A 16,750-nucleotide genomic window follows, 5' to 3' on the forward strand; every position below is an offset into this window, starting at 1 on the left:
GACTCTGTGAAAGTATTTATACAAATTCAATCTTGAGTTTCTTCCCAAAAGCACGCGCTATTTTCTGCAAGGTTTTCAATGAAGGATTTCCATTACCATTTTCAATCTTACTAATATCAGACTGAGTAATGCCTGTTAATTCAGACAACTGCATCTGCGTCATATGAGCTGCGAGACGAGCCTCGACAATATTCTGAATGATTTGATATTCATCCTCTAACTCATCCCACTCTTTTTTAAACTTCGGATTTTTTAATTGTTTCTCTAAATATTGATCTAACGTTTCCATATTATGTATACCTCTCAATATAATCATTCTTATATCTAACAGCTAATTCAATAGCATTCTTCGGTGTTTTCATAGATTTTTTTACAAAACCATTTGTTAAAACAATTTGAAAACAACAGAAAACGTATCCATCATATTCCTCCTAGTACTAGAAGAAATCTTTACTTAAATTATATGTTAAAACATATATTCAGTAAAGATATGAGATATAGAAATTTAAAGTCTTACTACATCCAATATAAGTATCTAGTCTCTTAAAGTAAAGAAATGGGAGGTGACCATTAGTCACCTCCCATGTATTGACATTTTATCTAATCAAAATATTCTATTTTAGTTAGTCGAAATCTCTATGTTTTTATTCTTTTTATTATACTAGTATTACTTCGGTTCTTTAAGCCATAGGCTCATTAGGAGCCCCATAAGTCCTACAGGTATCAAGGTCATCAAAGCAGTTTGCACATCATAGATATCTGCCAAGTGTCCGATATAAGGTGCTACAAGTCCTCCTAGTGTAATGCCAAGGCCTAGTGTAATTCCCGACGCAAAGCCTGCATTTTTAGCAAGGTATTTTTGACCGAGTACGGTAATCGGTCCATATTGTGAGAATACGCCAAAGGCCATCGGTATCATAGCACCGAAGAAGCCCCATATATTTGGGACAAAGATAAATACTAAAACAGATGGCAAGAAGATAAGATTACCTAAGCGCACGGTTTTAAGGAAGCCTAATTTATCGGATAAAGCCCCGCCCATATAGGTAAGTACTGCGCCCATTGCAAAGTACATGGTTAGAGCCAAGCTAGAGGCGCTGGCTTCGCCGTTAATAACGGTAATGTACAGGATAGGAATAAAGATAGATAGTACGGAGAACAATATGGATCGTGAAGCGATCACAAAGAATAGCTTACCAAAGCTCGCCCAATCATTCGTACCCGTATGAGTAGGTGTAGTAGAGCTTTTACTTTCACCAGCATTAGTCGTGTCAGCCTCGCCCGTAAAGGCATAGAAATATAGCAATACACCGAGCAAAGCAATAGCGGTGAACACCCAAAGGAAATGTGCGCCAAAGACGTACACACCACCCGCGATGAGAGGTCCCAATGCAAAGCCCGCACTGCCGCCCACTGCAAAGCGGCCCATAGCGTTGCCGATTTCATGAGATTGTGTACGATTAACAAGGAGGGCCGCCTCAGGATGGAATAGTGCAGCCCCTACGCCGGCCAAGAGTGACAAGGCTAGAATCATTTCATAACTCGTAGCTAGCGCCATAGCACTAATGGACACGAGAGTCACCGTAAAGCCTGCTGGAATGAACCAAGGTACGCGCCACCGGTCGGCCACGTAGCCCAATGCAGGCTGCGCAATTGAGGCCACCACGGTGTTACAGAAAATAATGGTAGCCGATTGATAGTAATTAAGGCCAAAGTTAGCAATAAAGAACGGAATCAATGCGGCCAACGAACCTTGACCGAAATCATTAATACAATGAAAAATAGGCGGTCCGTACTTTCGTATAATACGTTTCATATAACCTCCTAATAAAATAGCTAATTACCCTAAGATACAGAGATACTCACTAGAAAAACAATGTAAATAACAGGGTACTTTCAAAATAAAAAGAGTAGATATAGCCAACACCTAATGCATGTGCCATAGGCTTGTTGGTCTATACCTACCCTAGTCTTTCATATGTTATATGGGAAGTACCCTACAATTATAGGCCAAAGCGAGCCATGATTGTATCAACATGTTTCAATAATTTATGCGGATCGAAGCATGCATCGATTTCTTCAGCAGTCATGTATTTCTTGATATTTTCATCAGATTTAAGACCTGTAGCGAAATCTTTGCCTTCAAGCCAGCGTTCCATAGCGTATTTTTGAACCCAACGGTACGCTTCGTCGCGCACTGCACCTTTGTCTACAAGGTGAGTCAAAATTGTTTGGCTGAATACAAGGCCACCTGTAAGGTTAAGGTTTTTAAGCATTGTTTCAGGATATACCAACAATTTGTCGATGGTGCGGATTGTTAAATGAAGCATGTAGTTCAATGCGATTGTTGCATCTGGCAAGATTACCCGTTCTACAGAGCTATGGGAAATATCGCGTTCATGCCACAAAGCTTGGTCTTCGAAAGCGGATTGAGCATAGCCGCGAAGTAAGCGCGCCATACCGCAGATTCTTTCACAAGTGATAGGATTGCGTTTATGTGGCATCGCAGAGGAACCCTTTTGTTTAGGGCTGAAATATTCTTCCGCTTCGCGCACTTCTGTACGTTGTAGGTGACGAATTTCTTTGCCGATTTTATCTAATGTGCCGCCTACAACAGCGATTGTGGACAATAATTCAGCGTGACGGTCACGTTGTACGACTTGCGTAGCGATTTTAACAGGTTCAAGGCCTAATTTTTCACATACGTATTGCTCTACGAATGGATCGATGTTGGAGTACGTACCAACAGCACCGGACAATTTACCAACAGCTACGCTTTTACGAGCATGCTCCATGCGTTCGATGTCGCGTTCTACTTCAGCCATCCACAATGCTAATTTCAAACCAAATGTAGTAGGTTCACCATGAATACCATGTGTACGGCCGATCATAGGTGTATATTTGAACTCAGCTGCGCGACGACGCAATACTTCGTGCAAACGTTTCAAATCTTCAATCAAGATATCGCATGCTTGTTTCATCATGTAACCAAGCGCTGTATCTTTAACGTCAGTAGATGTAAGGCCAAGATGGATGTATTTAGCCGCTTCAGGACCTACGTATTCGCCTACTGCTGTTACGAAGGAAATAATATCGTGGTTTGTTTCCTTTTCGATTTCATGAATGCGTTCAACGTCGAAATTGCCCTTTTCACGAATGGCTTTAGCCGCTTCTTTAGGGATAACTCCCAACTCAGCTTGCGCCTCGGATGCCAATGTTTCTACTAATAACATTGTGTCGAACTCGTTGCGCTCGCTCCAAATATGGCCCATTTCTTCTCGTGTATAACGTGGTATCATGATGTCTCCTTTGCATGATAAAAGCTAGATTTATAGGATTATTGTACCATATGTGAAAGCTCCATTCAACGAAAGACCAACACATTTCCGAATGATAATTATATTAAATTTGCTAATCGTTCGTATTTATGCAGCATTCACTATATCCAAACTTCTATTTTAGTTTTATATAGATTAAGACCTCTATTCGGCTCTATTGGATACATTTAGCTTTTCTTATCATTCGGTCCCACAAGAGACTTTGTTTCAGTTCGTATACTTCTATACCTTCATCTATGCGTTGAATGCGTTTAATCATTTTCGGGTGAGTAATAAAGAGACGACTGAAGAAGCCCGTACTTTCACGATCATATAACTCACCAGTTTCAAGCATACCAATTTGTTCAGTGGCAAGGCCTAATGCAACAAGGCCCTCTCGCAACTCTCGCCCTAAACCGATAGATACGGCGTAGGCATCTGCAGCATACTCACGACGGCGGCTATCAAAATAGTAGGTAATCCACTTCGGCAAACGCAGTACATACTCCACCACCGCAATCATAACAAGAAGAACTATTTGGATTATGCGAATGACGATATTAACAATAGGAATCAGTGCCAATATATTTAAGGCTCCATTTAAAAGTATAACGAGGTTTAAGATTAATTGCCCTAATCGATCCATAGCGTAGGTTATGGTCAAGTAAATCGTGTCTCGGTTTCTTAAATGCCCCAATTCATGCGCCAAAACGCCCAGCAGATGTCGTTCATCTAATCCACTCAAAGCGCCTGTATAAATGGTAATATGATTGATTCCTGAAGCAAAAGCATTGATATCCTCATCAGTGCGCATACGCAATGTCAAAGTATTTCTTGATACGCCACTACGTGTACATAATTCTTCTAAGAGTGGTTCAATATATTCAGCTTCTCCAACATTTGGTTTTCTTTCACCTTGTAACCAATGGGCTAGCCAACTAAAAGGTGGCAAAAATAATCCGATCGCCACGATAATAGGTAACGCAATAGACAAAACGATATACACATCTAACTTATCCGCTAAATGTAACGGTTTTATAAACCAATCCCAAGAAAAGGGGTACACCAATTGCACGGCAGACTCTAAAATTGGGAAAAAGACAAATACAATAATGACATTAACGATATAGGTAAGAATAACTTGAATCATAGGCGCTCTCTTTACGTTCTTATAGGCTTATATAGCTATATACTAATATAGTAATAAATTAATTAAAGTGTATCATAGCTGTACATTGTGATATATAATAAACATACAGACTAAACCTATTATGAAGAATAGCTTATTTATAACTGAGCTTTATGATAATAGTAAGACTAACTATGTCCGTTATGGGGAGGCTTTCATGGCAAATTTAAATCGAAAAGAGCGTCGTGCACAGCGCAACGAATCAAATACTATAGGTATACTATTACGCTTATTCTTTGGGCTCAGCTTTATCGGCCTAGCTGTAGTTCTATTTGGAGAACTTGATCTCAACTATGTATTCTCCATCTTTACAGCAGATATTATCGTGTCCTTAATTTACGTGATACTCAATAAATCTCGCATCACTACATCCTTAGCTGTTAACACCAATGTACGCGTTATCATTGCATTCCTCATCATGCTAGTGACTATGTTCTTCTACGCTTTCGCTTTATGGCGTGTCGATCAATTTAGTACACCAATGCAGGCCACCTTATTCATCGGTGGGGCCATCGTATACCTTGCGGTGTTCAACTCCACTAAGACAATGCTTACTAATCAAGACTAATACAAACATAAAAAGAGGCATATCTTACATACATTTGTATGAGATATGCCTCTTTATTGTCCTAGAATAACGGGAACTGCTAAGTAAACAGGTTCACCCCGTCGGTTAACGATGGATCCACTGCTTTTAATAATGCGCAGTGCTTCGTCTCGTACAGCTGGTGGTACATCGTCCACGATCAGTGGCGTATGTTCGCCAACAATGACATTGCCGTTAACATCAAAGTTAACTCGTACTACCACCTTGCCTGTTACGACAGATGCTCGCCCCTGTTCTTGCACAGTCCGTAAATAGTCATGAGGATTAATATCTGGTTTTTGTAAAAGCGCTTGTTGTCCTGGCGTCAATAGACTCAATGCCAAATCAGATAAGAAGGATAAGTCACTAGATTCAAGCAATCCATTTCCAGTTGCATTCGGATCCGATGTCAGCTCTTTTCCAATAGGCGCTTTACTATTCTTAGAAGATTTTCCATCTTTAGAATCTGCCCCGTGCGTAACTACAGCTTGTTCACTGCTACTCGTTTCCGATTCAATAGCCTTTGGAACGGCCCATTCTCGGCGTACACTAGATGCTGCTGTACTTTCACTTAACGCTTTAGTACGTTCCTCCTCTGGCTTGCGCTCATCCACCAAAGAATTCGCCTTAGGTGCCGCGCCTTCTGGAGTTACATTCTGTGGTTTTTCCATAGGATCTTCCACTGGTTTCGGTGCAGTATCAACAGTCTCAACCCCTGTATCGCTTTCACCATCATCAGGCAAATTAAAACTAATTTCCGCCGCATCATGGGTAGGCCCAGTACCAGCCATCCCACGCAAAGAAAGGCCCATACCAGAGATGAGGATAATTGTAATTCCCAAGGACACCATAAACGGTTTCAAATAATGCGATTCAAACATAGAATCACTTCCGTTCCGTAGCGACGCTAATATACTTAGCGCCATTTACCTTGAGCATGTCCAATAGGGCGATAACCTCGCTGTAGTAAACATCCTTAGATGCGCGAATGACAAAAGCTTGTCGAGGTGCTTGTTTCACGATAGATTGTACCTCTTCGGCCAAGCGGTCGGAAGAGATTTCCTGATTATCGATATATAGCGTGTGCGTTGTGGTGAGCGTAATCGTAATAGGCTCAATAGATTTTGCTGTAGATGTCGATGCAGATGGCAAATTGAGCGGAATTTGTTGCTCTGTATTCATGTACAGCGTGCCCACCATGAAGAATACCAATAAGAAAAATACGATATCAATCATGGGGATAATCATGATGGTCGGTTCTTTTTTAACCCCTAATGTGCGCCGTCTCATATATCATGTTCCTCGTTGTACGCATCGAGGATGTTGCCGCACTCATGCTCTAATGTAGTAATAGAATCGTTTACCTTTGCTGCACAGTAACTGTGAAAGCCAAGCGCGATAATCGCTACAGTCAAGCCTGTAGCCGTTGCCACTAAGGCTTCAGATACACCGCCTGTAATGATGGTAGGCGCTCCAATATCACCGCCTACTACTGCGAAGGCGCGAATCATACCTAGCACTGTCCCCAACAGCCCTAACAACGGTGCCATCGTTACAATCATGCTGAGCCAGCTAAGGCCGCGTTTTAAACGCTCATCGGCGTAAGATACTACGTCTTGTAAACGGTTTTCTAAACCATTATAGTTCTTTGCACTGCGCATAGCGCGAGCAAATAAAGAGCCAAGCTCTTCTGTGTCGCGTTCTAGAACACTTGGTAACATAACCCAAGATTGGTTCTTCTCTAACACCTTATTAAAACGACGCAAGTCCTTAGTAAACTTGCGATATAACACGATACGCTCAATACCGATCATCAAAGCGAAAAGCAAAAAAATCACTAGTGGATACATAACAAACCCACCAGCTACAAATAAATGCGCTATACTACTCATACTAACCTCCAAAAGCCTTCTACCCTTTAGGCTCTATTAGGGTTAATTATACCACGATTTCCCCTATCAAAAAATAAGATATGCGACGTAAAAGCCACATAAATTAAGGATTAAAAGTATATAAAAAGGCTGTACTAAAATGATTACCATTCTAGTACAGCCTTTTACATCGTTAATTTTTTAAATCGTTAGCCTCTGAACTTGATTAGCCTCTGAACGTGATTAGTCTTTTTTAATGATGTTTACGATGAAGCCACCTACACCTAAAGCCAATCCTAAACCGCTACAGAACATACCGATAGAATACCACAAGGTGTAAGATTGGTTATTCGCAGAAATAGCCTTAGCCGCTGCTTGCGCATTAGTCGCATTTCTTGCAATTTCCAAATTAGCCGCCGCTGGATCTGGATTTAACAATAAAATGGCAATACCAATAATCAGAATGACTACACCAATTGGTAATAACAGTTTTTTGTTCATTTGAATGTCCCCCCTCTTAACATTAAACGGTGAGTATACTTTAATTATACACCGACTTTAGTATTTTAAAAAGATAAACTTATAGATTATCTAACTTTCATTAGCTAACCAATAGCAATTATTCATTAAAATAAATGTATGGATAAACTAATAAATTAAGTATTAAAATACAGAAAAAGGCATAGTATACAATGCCTATTGAGCTGAACTCAATAAGAACATTGGTACTATGCCTTTTATGGATACATCTTAAGTTATATCTAAATTAGTAGGCCCATAAAGTAGCCCATAAAGTAGGTCCATAAAGAGGAGTGTGTAAGTAAGATACGTTATGCCTGCTTATCTTGTATGTGTATGGAACTACTTATCGTAAGGACTTATCAAAAACGGTAATTAATTCTTCTACGGCTTGTGATTCACTCATTTCACCGTCTAAAACAGCATTTTCAACTTCGCCCATACGACCTTGAATGACTACATTGTTAAAGAATAGGTTGTGCAAATGTTCGTCAATCATATCACGTACCCAACGGAGGGATTGTTCTTGACGTCGTTTTAAGAATACCCCATTTTCTTTACCTTGTTCAGCAAATTCTTGGATCACATCCCACAATTCGTCGAGACCATCCTTCGTAACGGCTGAACATGTGTAAGCTTGGGTCTTCCATTTTTCCGTAGCTGGACGAATGTAATGTAACATCCGATCGTAATCGCTACGAGCGATGAGAGCACGCTTGAGGTTGTCCCCATCAGCCTTATTGACCACAATAGCATCAGCAAGTTCCATAACGCCTTTTTTGATGCCTTGCAATTCATCCCCTGCACCAGTTAAGACGATGAGCATAAAGAAGTCTACCATGGAGCGCACAGTAACTTCACTTTGCCCAACACCAACGGTTTCGACGAGAATGATATCGTACCCAGCAGCCTCGCAAAGTAGCATCGTTTCTCTACTTTTACGCGCCACACCGCCTAGTGTACCACCAGCCGGCGATGGACGGATATAGGCTTCAGGATGTTTCGTCAACGTTTCCATCCGCGTTTTATCGCCTAAAATACTGCCTTTTGTGACTTGGCTTGTAGGGTCTACAGCGAGTACGGCCACCTTGTAACCAGCGTCAATGAGCATGTTACCAAAGGCTTCAATAAATGTACTTTTACCGGCCCCAGGCACACCAGTAATACCGATGCGCAACGCCTTGCCCGTACGAGGCAATACGGCTTGCAATACTTGTTGAGCTAGTTTGAAATGGTCCTTATTATTACTTTCTACTAATGTGATAGCCCGTGAAAGTATAACGCGGTCCCCCTGCTCGATACCGCGTACATAATCAGCGACAGTTAACTTCTTTCGCCGCTGTACGGGACGTACCGACGGAGCCAGATGAGCGGAGCTAGACAAGAGGCCATCGTGCATTTCCTTGACGCCTTTCATCACATGACACGCAAAGGTATCATCTTTTTTCGCATCTTCTGGCACCCAGTCGGGACGGTAGGTACTACCCTCGGCGCTTGCGTTTTTTACACCTAATTCTGGCGCCTTACCTTCACCAGTGGTAAAAGTAGCGTCCTGTGCCTTGCGCAATTCATCCGGAGTAGGCCGTTTATTATCAGTCATTGCCTTCGTCTTGAACGTGGCTAGTCAATGTTTCTAGTAATTTTTTCGCCGCTACTGGCAAAACTGTACCAGGGCCAAAGATAGCCACTGCGCCATGTTCGCGTAGGAACTCATAGTCCTGAGCAGGGATTACGCCGCCGATGGCAACTAAAATATCTCCACGACCTCGCTTGTTGAGTTCTTCTACAAGTTGAGGTAACAATGTTTTGTGACCTGCCGCAAGAGAACTGAAGCCGACGATGTGAACGTCATTATCCACCGCATCTTGTGCTGTTTCTTCTGGAGTTTGGAACAAAGGTCCGATATCCACGTCAAAGCCCATATCCGCGAAGGATGTAGCGATAACTTTGGCGCCGCGGTCATGACCGTCTTGACCCATCTTAGCAATCATGATACGAGGACGACGACCTTCGAGATCTTCGAAATCATCCGCCATTTGGCGAACTTCCTTGATCACATCATCATCTTCATATTCGCTGGAGTATACGCCAGAAATAGAGCGGATAACCGCTTTATGACGGCCACATACTTTTTCAACAGCAAAGGAAATTTCACCTAAGGATGCACGAGCACGAGCGGCTTCAAGTGCAAGGGCAAGTAAGTTGCCTTCCCCAGATTCTGTAGCATGTGTAATAGCTTCGAGACAGGATTGAACCTTATCTTCGTCACGGTTAGCACGCAATTGTTCGAGACGACGAATTTGCGCTTCCCGTACAGCTGTGTTATCTACGTCGAGGATATCCAACGGATCTTCTTTATCTAGACGATATTTGTTGATACCGATGATCGCTTCACGACCAGAGTCGATACGAGCTTGGCGACGAGCCGCAGCTTCTTCGATACGCATCTTAGGAAGACCTGTGTCGATCGCTTTCGCCATACCACCAAGGGATTCGATTTCTTGGATATGACCCCAAGCGCGACGAATCAATTCATCAGTCAATGCTTCTACATAGTAGGAGCCGCCCCATGGATCGATAACTTTACATACCTTAGTTTCGTCTTGGATGTAAAGCTGAGTATTACGAGCAATACGAGCAGAGAAGTCCGTAGGCAATGCAATGGCTTCGTCAAGCGCATTTGTATGTAGAGATTGCGTATGGCCCAAAGCGGCACCCATCGCTTCCATACATGTACGAGCTACGTTGTTGAACGGATCTTGTTCTGTTAAAGACCAACCAGAGGTTTGGCTATGTGTACGAAGTGCCATGGATTTAGGATTTTCAGAGCCGAAGCTGTTGATAATCTTAGCCCACAACATACGTGCTGCACGCATTTTCGCAATTTCCATGAAGTAGTTTTTACCGATTGCCCAGAAGAAGGACAAGCGTGGTGCGAATTTATCTACGTGAAGGCCTGCATTTACACCTGTGCGGATGTATTCAAGGCCATCGGCCAATGTATAACCTAACTCGATGTCCGCAGTAGCGCCCGCTTCTTGCATATGGTAGCCAGAAATGGAGATACTGTTGAACTTAGGCATGTACTGGGATGTATACGCAAAGATATCGCCGATGATACGCATGGACGTAGCTGGAGGATAAATATAGGTATTACGTACCATGAACTCTTTCAAGATATCATTTTGGATCGTACCAGCCATAACCTTTTTATCAACGCCTTGTTCTTCACCTGCTAGGATGTAGAACGCCATAACAGGCAATACGGCGCCGTTCATTGTCATGGATACGGACATTTGGTCAAGAGGAATACCGGAGAATAGAATTTCCATGTCGAGGATGGAGTCTACCGCAACGCCCGCTTTACCAACGTCGCCCACTACGCGAGCATGGTCGGAGTCATAACCACGGTGTGTGGCAAGGTCAAAGGCGATAGACAAACCTTTTTGGCCCGCTGCCAAGTTACGACGATAGAACGCATTGGATTCTTCCGCAGTGGAGAAACCAGCGTACTGACGTACTGTCCAAGGACGAGTTACGTACATTGTGGAATAAGGTCCACGCAAGAATGGAGGTACACCAGCCATATAGTCAAGGTGTGTCATCCCTTCATAATCCATCTCTGTGTAGAGAGGTTTTACTTGGATTTGCTCCATTGTTGTATTATATAAATCTTCAAAGCTTTTTCCTGTTTCTTTTTGAAGTTCAGCAAGCCATGCATCGCGAGATGTCGGTGACTGCGTTCCCAAGCCAAGAGAGGAGAAGTCTGGATTTTTAAACATGAGCTCACATCCCTTTCTTATCTTGTAATGTATTCAAGATTTCGTAACAATTTGCACGAACGGAAATGAAGTCGTCTACGCCAGCTTCACGGTATACAGGCTCGAGGTCCTTAGGCGGCGCCCCGGCCAAGATAACCGTTACATTAGGCATAGTTTCTTTCAATTCTTTCGCTAGTGGCGGTACTAATTCTGGATATGTGTCATCTGTGGAACAGATAACCACAACATCAGCACCACTTTCACGAGCAGCCTTCGCAGCATCAGCCGTAGTTTCATGGCCGTCATTTTTAATCACTTCAAAAGCACCTACTTCGAAGAAGCCTGTGGAGAAGTCCGCACGAGGTTTGTGTTGAGGAATTGGGCCCATATTAGCCAAGAATACCTTCACATTATCTTTCGTACGTTGTTTATAGTTTTCAGTGCGCATGCGAAGTGCTTCAAATTGTTCAGTCCAGCGATGAGCCGTAATTGGTTCGATCGTTTCAGAAGAAATATCGCCAGCGTCTAAAGACTTACGGATTTGACGGATCGTCAATTTTTGCAACGCCCCAAGCTCGATGAGACCAATCAAAGCGCCAGGCTCTGTCGTACCTGCTTCTAGGGTAGCCTGTGCTTTAGAAATAGCATCTGGCTCCGCACTTGCCAAGTATTCTTCAATGTGAGCAACACGTTTTTGACGCAATGTTTCTTGATTTTCTGGTTTAGGATCTAATAGCTCTTCTGTCATGTTCGCATACATGTTGTTACCTACAGCCACATCTCTGCGGTATGCAAGGTTTTTGAAGCGCTCTTCAAGAACAGCTTTAACTTGAGCTTGTGGATAGCCTTCTTTCAAAGCCGCCACGATGCCACCTTTAGATTCGATCGTTTGGAACTCAGTCCAGATTTTTTCGCATAATTCAGCAGCCAATGTTTCCACGTACCAAGAACCGCCTACAGGGTCCACAGGTTGACGCAACTCGAATTCAGTTTGCAACATAACTTGGATGTTACGAGCAATACGGCGAGAGAAGTCGTCCGCTTTGCGAATTGGTTGGTCGAATGGGGATACTTCAAGGCTGTTCAAACCGCCTACAACGCCAGAGAACGCTTGTGTTGTATTGCGCAACAAGTTTACATATGGGTCGTATACAGTTTTTGTGAAAGCCGATGTTCTGCCGTGTACATGAACAGCACGGTCCTCTTCTTCAGCACCAAAAGCTTCCATGATGCGCGCCCAAAGTACACGCAATGCACGCAATTTAGCGATTTCCATGAAGAAGTTAGCACCCATGGAGAAGGTGAACATCATGCTCTTAGCGATGGTGTGTATATCGATGTTCCGTTGTGCCAATTGACGCACGTAGCAAACGGCTGTTGCCAATGCGTAAGCCACTTCCTGTACATCGTTAGCGCCGCCATTAGCGTACACATCGCCAGATACAAGTACTGTTTTAAGCTCTGGAGCTTGTTCTTTAGCCCACACAACAGTATGTGCCATTTCATCAAAGGCTGTATCTAAGGAAATATGCAATGCACCGTCTTTAGCCCAAACGCCAACAGGATCTGCACCAACGAGACCTTTCAAATCAGCTGTTTGTTTTTTAGAGCCTTTCACAGTGGCTGCCAACATACCGAGCAAGATAGCCGCAGAAGCACCGGTTTCAATGTATAAAGGATTTTCTTTAAGATTGAAACGTTCGATTAATTGTTTGCAGTCATCCATGGTGGACAAGGATGTACCGCCAACGCCAACGGATGCGCCTACTTGCACATCTTGATCATGGCGCGTCGCTTCATCAAGGCGGATGTTGTGGATAGTGCCGCCTTTTACAATTTCGTATAAACTTGCATGGTTAGCATCTTTAGGCAAGGAATCGTCTACGTACTGGGATACGCCCCAAGACTCTTTAATATAACCACTTGCCTTAGTGCCACGTAGGAACTCGCCTGCCCCAGGGTATACACCTTTTGGAATTTTTTCTCCATGCAGTGCAGGTGTGTAAATTGGTTGCAACGTAATACCTTCATAGGTTTTAGTGAACATCTTCTTGTGGAAGTCGCCACCTTTTAACGCCTTTTCAACTTCAGCCTGCCATTGTTCATACGTAGGTTTCTCAAATTCATCAAAGGATACAGGTGCTAATAGATCGCGTTCTGCGTCCTTCGAAGTCTTTTTGTCAGACATATATGTGCCTCCTTTTCAACTCGAAACCATACCGAGAAACAGCGCACCGTACCTGCGAAATGTTATATCTATGAATCACACGAGCTTTCCTATACTTGGATCACATCAAGCTCAAATCTGTATCCATTAATTCAATAATTATAAAGCCTGATTCATACGCTAAACAGCCACTTTCAAGGGTAACAAAAAACGTGCCACCCAAAAGTGACACGTAAGGTTTCTTATTGAAAGGTACGCAAAAAAACACTGAAGCCAGCATACCCCAATCCCCTTCCTATCGCTCGTAGGTACATAACGGTGATTATCAAATAGGCAGTTCTCCTGGCTCGGGCTCATCGCCTCGCTTTCGCCTTCCCAGATTTCTCCAGTGACATGAATGAAAGCAGGCTCGTCCTTACAGTGGCGGGACCGCATCGGCTTGTACCGATTTCTCTATTAAGTCTTGTGACACCTATTCTCTATATTCGTTGTTCTAAGTCCAATATAGTGTAAGATTATGCACAAAGTCAATGAACATAACAGTTAATCATAAGTAACAAATTTTAGGTTATAACTAAAATTCATATACGATAATCAAAACGCATAATGCTATTTTAAGTATTCATGAAATGGTTAAAAGTATACTTACTATTATCAACACTATACATGCTATCAGCATGATATAATGATTTTATCAATACGAGGAGGTTACATCATGAATGAAATAAGCAAAAAAGGGCTCAGTACGACTTTACTCTGTTGCTTAATCTGGGGATTACTCCCCCTATATTGGGCACTACTTAATCAAGTCTCTTCCTTTTCAGTGCTATCGCACCGCATCATCTGGTCCGGCATTTGGATGTTTTTCCTTGTTATCATCACCGGTCGCCAACAACTACGCATCGATATCCACTATTTACGCACCAACCTTACTCAATTAGGACTATTATTACTGGCTGCTATGCTGATTAGTATCAATTGGTTCACCTATATTTGGGCTGTTACCAACCAACACGTTCTCGATACTAGCCTCGGATACTATATTAATCCACTGCTCAATGTATTGCTAGGTATCGTCATCTATAAAGAAACCTTGCTATGGTCACAAAAATTAAGCATCGCCATCGCCGTGCTAGGCGTATCTATCATGACCTATGAGCTAGGCTCGCTACCGATTGTTTCTATTGTACTAGCCGTAACGTTTAGTCTCTATGGGGCTATCAAAAAACGCCTCACCATCCATCCATTTTCGAGTATTGCGATAGAGGCGTGGCTTATTACACCTATAGCTCTATGGTATGTACTTACAGTAGATACTACATCATGGTCTTTTATTGAAAATATGACCCCCACCGGTCTACTACTCGTTTGTTCAGGCCTTACTACATCCGTACCCCTAATCCTTTTTTCATATGGGGCTCGTTTATTGCCACTTAACGTGTTAGGATTCTTACAATACCTATCTCCAACTATGGGCTTTTTCTTGGCTATCTTCTACTTTGGTGAAAGCTTTGGCACACCACAAATGATCGCCTTCGGTTGTATATGGATAGCATTAGTATTATTCTCGTTATCAAGCCAAATTACAACACGCATTAGCCTAAAAAAGTAAGATATATCCTATATCAACTAAAATAAGGAGGAACTATGAAATTTATATACCCTGCCATAATCCATGATGACGCCGATGGTTTCTGGGCTGAGTTTCCAGACTTAGCATATACAAGTAGTACGGGCGCAACACTAACAGAGCTCGTAACTAATGCTCAAGAAGCAATGGAGCTATATATTTTAGGAGCTTTAGAAGATGGAGAAAGCTTACCTACACCTACATCTATTCGAAACTTACCTTGTACGGATACAACCTATCCTACGCTAGTACAAACAGATATTGATTTAGCTAAAAATAGTAAGTCCGTAAAGAAAACCTTAACAATTCCTGCATGGCTTAACGATAGAGCACTAGCGAAAGGTATCAATTTCTCCCAAATTCTACAAGAAGCATTAGTAGAGAAAACAATGTAAATTTACACCATCAATTACTTAGTAAAATTAGAACTACGGTCCATGCAATAACTGCTAAGGTGAGTAATATGATACAAAGCATCCACAGAATTATTACGAAATAGAGCAATAATTTTAGTACATATAATACATCAAACCATATACTATGACGATCTTCTAATCGCGCCATATATTCGGAAAGATGGCGCACCCCAAATGGGGCTTTCGCATTAGGATTCAGCTTCTTCCAGTACAGCATAATATACGGAGTTACAAAACAACCTACAAATACTAAATATGTAAGGAATAGAGGTGTTTCTATATTATGTTGGGACATAAACCCTGACCAGTCTACGACCATTAGACCACCAAGGTATAGAAAAACAAACCAATATATAAATCCTGTCACCTTTATAACAAGGCGAATCATCTGTTTTACATCCATATCTATAATCCAACTAATGTTTTAAATCGCGCATTATTGTGAAAGCGCTCGAAATGGTCTTGTTCTGCGGCCACAGCTTTTACAGATGGATTAATGTTAATCGCCTTTTCAAGCCAATCAAGGGCCTTAGTATCATCCCCTTGGTCTGCATAAATGGTAGCAATACCATAGACGGACCAAGTATTACTAGGGTCCTTTTCTAATACCTTTTCAAACCATTGTTTAGAATCGTTTAACTGACCTTGTAACTTGTACACCATGGCCATATTATAGTAATTAGCTACATTATTTGGATCTAAGTCATATGCCTTTTTAGTGTCTGCTAATCCTTTAGCTGTATCGCCATGTAAAGCCATTGCAAAGCCTCGCACAGAATAGGCTTCAGAACTATTAGGGTTATCTTTAATAGAGGCTGTGGCCTCCTCGATGGCTTTAGCATAATCACCAGAGGATAGAGCTTGCTTAGCGGCAACTAAATGATTATCTTGATAAGTCATTTTACTACTGTCTTGAGAGGGTGTACTAGAACTCGTAGTATTGCTTTCTGTATTACTATTATTTGTATTCTGATTTACTCCACAACCACTAATAAATATAAGTAATGCAAGTATAGGCAAAATTCTTCTCATATCATATATTCCATTCTTAAATAATCTCCAAGATACATATCATAATGATATAATAAAAATACCTCCAGAAAGGAGGTGTTATATTGGAGGAGTTGTTTCATACACTCTGGGGTACCTTGCTTGCCCCTCTTATTGTCGCCCTAGCAGTAACTACCTACAGCTATTGGCTCAACAATAAGAACAAAAAATAAGCAAGAAAAAGGACGAGCTGCCACTCGTCCTTTTTTGTTATATTGTAGGTAATTTCATACACTCTACTACC

At 42.0% G+C, this 16,750-nt stretch carries 17 protein-coding genes and 1 riboswitch; of the genes, 4 read left to right on the forward strand and 13 right to left on the reverse strand.

The window, feature by feature from the left end:
• Window positions 1-16: 16 nt before the first annotated feature.
• The 4 genes from KH364_RS06380 to KH364_RS06395 all read right to left on the reverse strand — a co-directional run bounded on the left by KH364_RS06380 (window position 17) and on the right by KH364_RS06395 (window position 4,467).
• The gene (locus KH364_RS06380; RefSeq protein WP_119209202.1) at window positions 17-289 is read right to left on the reverse strand and encodes a helix-turn-helix transcriptional regulator; all 273 of its coding nucleotides are present in this window, start codon (window positions 287-289) and stop codon (window positions 17-19) included.
• Between the two features lie 378 nt (window positions 290-667).
• Entirely contained in the window at window positions 668-1,816 is a 1,149-nt protein-coding gene (locus KH364_RS06385; RefSeq protein ID WP_273299014.1) for an MFS transporter, read from the reverse strand.
• Window positions 1,817-2,003: 187 nt separating this feature from the next.
• Window positions 2,004-3,299, reverse strand: coding sequence for an adenylosuccinate lyase (gene purB / locus KH364_RS06390; RefSeq protein WP_273299015.1), 1,296 nt, complete (start codon window positions 3,297-3,299; stop codon window positions 2,004-2,006).
• Between the two features lie 193 nt (window positions 3,300-3,492).
• Window positions 3,493-4,467 (reverse strand): M48 family metalloprotease, encoded by a 975-nt coding sequence (locus tag KH364_RS06395; protein WP_273299016.1) that lies wholly within the window; start codon window positions 4,465-4,467, stop codon window positions 3,493-3,495.
• A gap of 196 nt (window positions 4,468-4,663) precedes the next feature.
• On the opposite strand from KH364_RS06395, the gene KH364_RS06400 reads away from it, so the two are divergent.
• On the forward strand, window positions 4,664-5,074 hold the full coding sequence (locus KH364_RS06400; RefSeq protein ID WP_273299017.1) for a CAAX protease: 411 nt from the start codon (window positions 4,664-4,666) through the stop codon (window positions 5,072-5,074).
• A gap of 53 nt (window positions 5,075-5,127) precedes the next feature.
• Here the strand turns inward: KH364_RS06400 and KH364_RS06405 are convergent, their stop codons facing one another.
• The 7 genes from KH364_RS06405 to KH364_RS06435 form a co-directional block, all read right to left on the reverse strand.
• Window positions 5,128-5,973, reverse strand: coding sequence for a hypothetical protein (locus KH364_RS06405; protein ID WP_273299018.1), 846 nt, complete (start codon window positions 5,971-5,973; stop codon window positions 5,128-5,130).
• Between the two features lie 4 nt (window positions 5,974-5,977).
• On the reverse strand, window positions 5,978-6,382 hold the full coding sequence (locus KH364_RS06410; protein ID WP_009352440.1) for a biopolymer transporter ExbD: 405 nt from the start codon (window positions 6,380-6,382) through the stop codon (window positions 5,978-5,980).
• Complete coding sequence (locus KH364_RS06415; RefSeq protein ID WP_105089924.1) at window positions 6,379-6,984, reverse strand: MotA/TolQ/ExbB proton channel family protein; 606 nt, start codon at window positions 6,982-6,984, stop codon at window positions 6,379-6,381. Before KH364_RS06415 ends, KH364_RS06410 begins: the two co-directional genes overlap by 4 nt.
• Before the next feature lie 222 nt (window positions 6,985-7,206).
• A complete protein-coding gene (locus tag KH364_RS06420) occupies window positions 7,207-7,464 on the reverse strand; it encodes a hypothetical protein (protein WP_054747346.1) in 258 nt (85 codons plus the stop codon).
• Window positions 7,465-7,828: 364 nt separating this feature from the next.
• Window positions 7,829-9,082: a methylmalonyl Co-A mutase-associated GTPase MeaB gene (meaB, locus tag KH364_RS06425; RefSeq protein ID WP_273299019.1), complete on the reverse strand. Its 1,254-nt coding sequence runs from the start codon at window positions 9,080-9,082 to the stop codon at window positions 7,829-7,831.
• Complete coding sequence (gene scpA, locus KH364_RS06430; RefSeq protein WP_273299020.1) at window positions 9,075-11,264, reverse strand: methylmalonyl-CoA mutase; 2,190 nt, start codon at window positions 11,262-11,264, stop codon at window positions 9,075-9,077. Before scpA ends, meaB begins: the two co-directional genes overlap by 8 nt.
• Before the next feature lie 4 nt (window positions 11,265-11,268).
• A complete protein-coding gene (locus KH364_RS06435) occupies window positions 11,269-13,431 on the reverse strand; it encodes a methylmalonyl-CoA mutase family protein (protein WP_273299021.1) in 2,163 nt (720 codons plus the stop codon).
• 293 nt (window positions 13,432-13,724) lie between these two features.
• Window positions 13,725-13,901: riboswitch (cobalamin riboswitch) on the reverse strand.
• Window positions 13,902-14,125: 224 nt separating this feature from the next.
• Here KH364_RS06435 and rarD point away from each other — a divergent pair.
• Together rarD and KH364_RS06445 are read left to right on the forward strand one after the other, a co-directional pair.
• Entirely contained in the window at window positions 14,126-15,022 is an 897-nt protein-coding gene (gene rarD, locus KH364_RS06440) for an EamA family transporter RarD (protein ID WP_273299022.1), read from the forward strand.
• Between the two features lie 35 nt (window positions 15,023-15,057).
• Window positions 15,058-15,435, forward strand: a complete 378-nt coding sequence (locus KH364_RS06445; RefSeq protein WP_273299023.1) for a type II toxin-antitoxin system HicB family antitoxin — start codon at window positions 15,058-15,060, stop codon at window positions 15,433-15,435.
• Window positions 15,436-15,445: 10 nt separating this feature from the next.
• Here KH364_RS06445 and KH364_RS06450 read toward each other — a convergent pair whose 3' ends face one another.
• Both KH364_RS06450 and KH364_RS06455 read right to left on the reverse strand, forming a co-directional pair.
• A complete protein-coding gene (locus KH364_RS06450) occupies window positions 15,446-15,859 on the reverse strand; it encodes a hypothetical protein (RefSeq protein WP_009352286.1) in 414 nt (137 codons plus the stop codon).
• Window positions 15,860-15,861: 2 nt separating this feature from the next.
• On the reverse strand, window positions 15,862-16,356 hold the full coding sequence (locus tag KH364_RS06455) for a tetratricopeptide repeat protein (RefSeq protein ID WP_009352448.1): 495 nt from the start codon (window positions 16,354-16,356) through the stop codon (window positions 15,862-15,864).
• A 248-nt stretch (window positions 16,357-16,604) separates the two neighbouring features.
• Here KH364_RS06455 and KH364_RS06460 point away from each other — a divergent pair, with 248 nt between their 5' ends.
• Window positions 16,605-16,679: a type I toxin-antitoxin system Fst family toxin gene (locus KH364_RS06460; RefSeq protein WP_229025288.1), complete on the forward strand. Its 75-nt coding sequence runs from the start codon at window positions 16,605-16,607 to the stop codon at window positions 16,677-16,679.
• The last annotated feature ends 71 nt before the right edge of the window (window positions 16,680-16,750 follow it).

This window comes from Veillonella sp. oral taxon 158 (assembly GCF_018376515.1).
Classification (GTDB): Bacteria; Bacillota; Negativicutes; order Veillonellales; family Veillonellaceae; genus Veillonella; species Veillonella rogosae.

Coding starts and splice junctions, on each gene's coding strand:
- KH364_RS06410 (WP_009352440.1), bottom strand. CDS start 6,382: ATGAGACGGCGCACATTAGGGGTTAAAAAAGAACCGACCATCATGATT.
- KH364_RS06445 (WP_273299023.1), top strand. CDS start 15,058: ATGAAATTTATATACCCTGCCATAATCCATGATGACGCCGATGGTTTC.
- KH364_RS06400 (WP_273299017.1), top strand. CDS start 4,664: ATGGCAAATTTAAATCGAAAAGAGCGTCGTGCACAGCGCAACGAATCA.
- KH364_RS06405 (WP_273299018.1), bottom strand. CDS start 5,973: ATGTTTGAATCGCATTATTTGAAACCGTTTATGGTGTCCTTGGGAATT.
- KH364_RS06450 (WP_009352286.1), bottom strand. CDS start 15,859: ATGGATGTAAAACAGATGATTCGCCTTGTTATAAAGGTGACAGGATTT.
- rarD (WP_273299022.1), top strand. CDS start 14,126: ATGAATGAAATAAGCAAAAAAGGGCTCAGTACGACTTTACTCTGTTGC.
- KH364_RS06395 (WP_273299016.1), bottom strand. CDS start 4,467: ATGATTCAAGTTATTCTTACCTATATCGTTAATGTCATTATTGTATTT.
- meaB (WP_273299019.1), bottom strand. CDS start 9,082: ATGACTGATAATAAACGGCCTACTCCGGATGAATTGCGCAAGGCACAG.
- KH364_RS06385 (WP_273299014.1), bottom strand. CDS start 1,816: ATGAAACGTATTATACGAAAGTACGGACCGCCTATTTTTCATTGTATT.
- KH364_RS06415 (WP_105089924.1), bottom strand. CDS start 6,984: ATGAGTAGTATAGCGCATTTATTTGTAGCTGGTGGGTTTGTTATGTAT.
- KH364_RS06455 (WP_009352448.1), bottom strand. CDS start 16,356: ATGACTTATCAAGATAATCATTTAGTTGCCGCTAAGCAAGCTCTATCC.
- purB (WP_273299015.1), bottom strand. CDS start 3,299: ATGATACCACGTTATACACGAGAAGAAATGGGCCATATTTGGAGCGAG.
- KH364_RS06420 (WP_054747346.1), bottom strand. CDS start 7,464: ATGAACAAAAAACTGTTATTACCAATTGGTGTAGTCATTCTGATTATT.
- scpA (WP_273299020.1), bottom strand. CDS start 11,264: ATGTTTAAAAATCCAGACTTCTCCTCTCTTGGCTTGGGAACGCAGTCA.
- KH364_RS06380 (WP_119209202.1), bottom strand. CDS start 289: ATGGAAACGTTAGATCAATATTTAGAGAAACAATTAAAAAATCCGAAG.
- KH364_RS06435 (WP_273299021.1), bottom strand. CDS start 13,431: ATGTCTGACAAAAAGACTTCGAAGGACGCAGAACGCGATCTATTAGCA.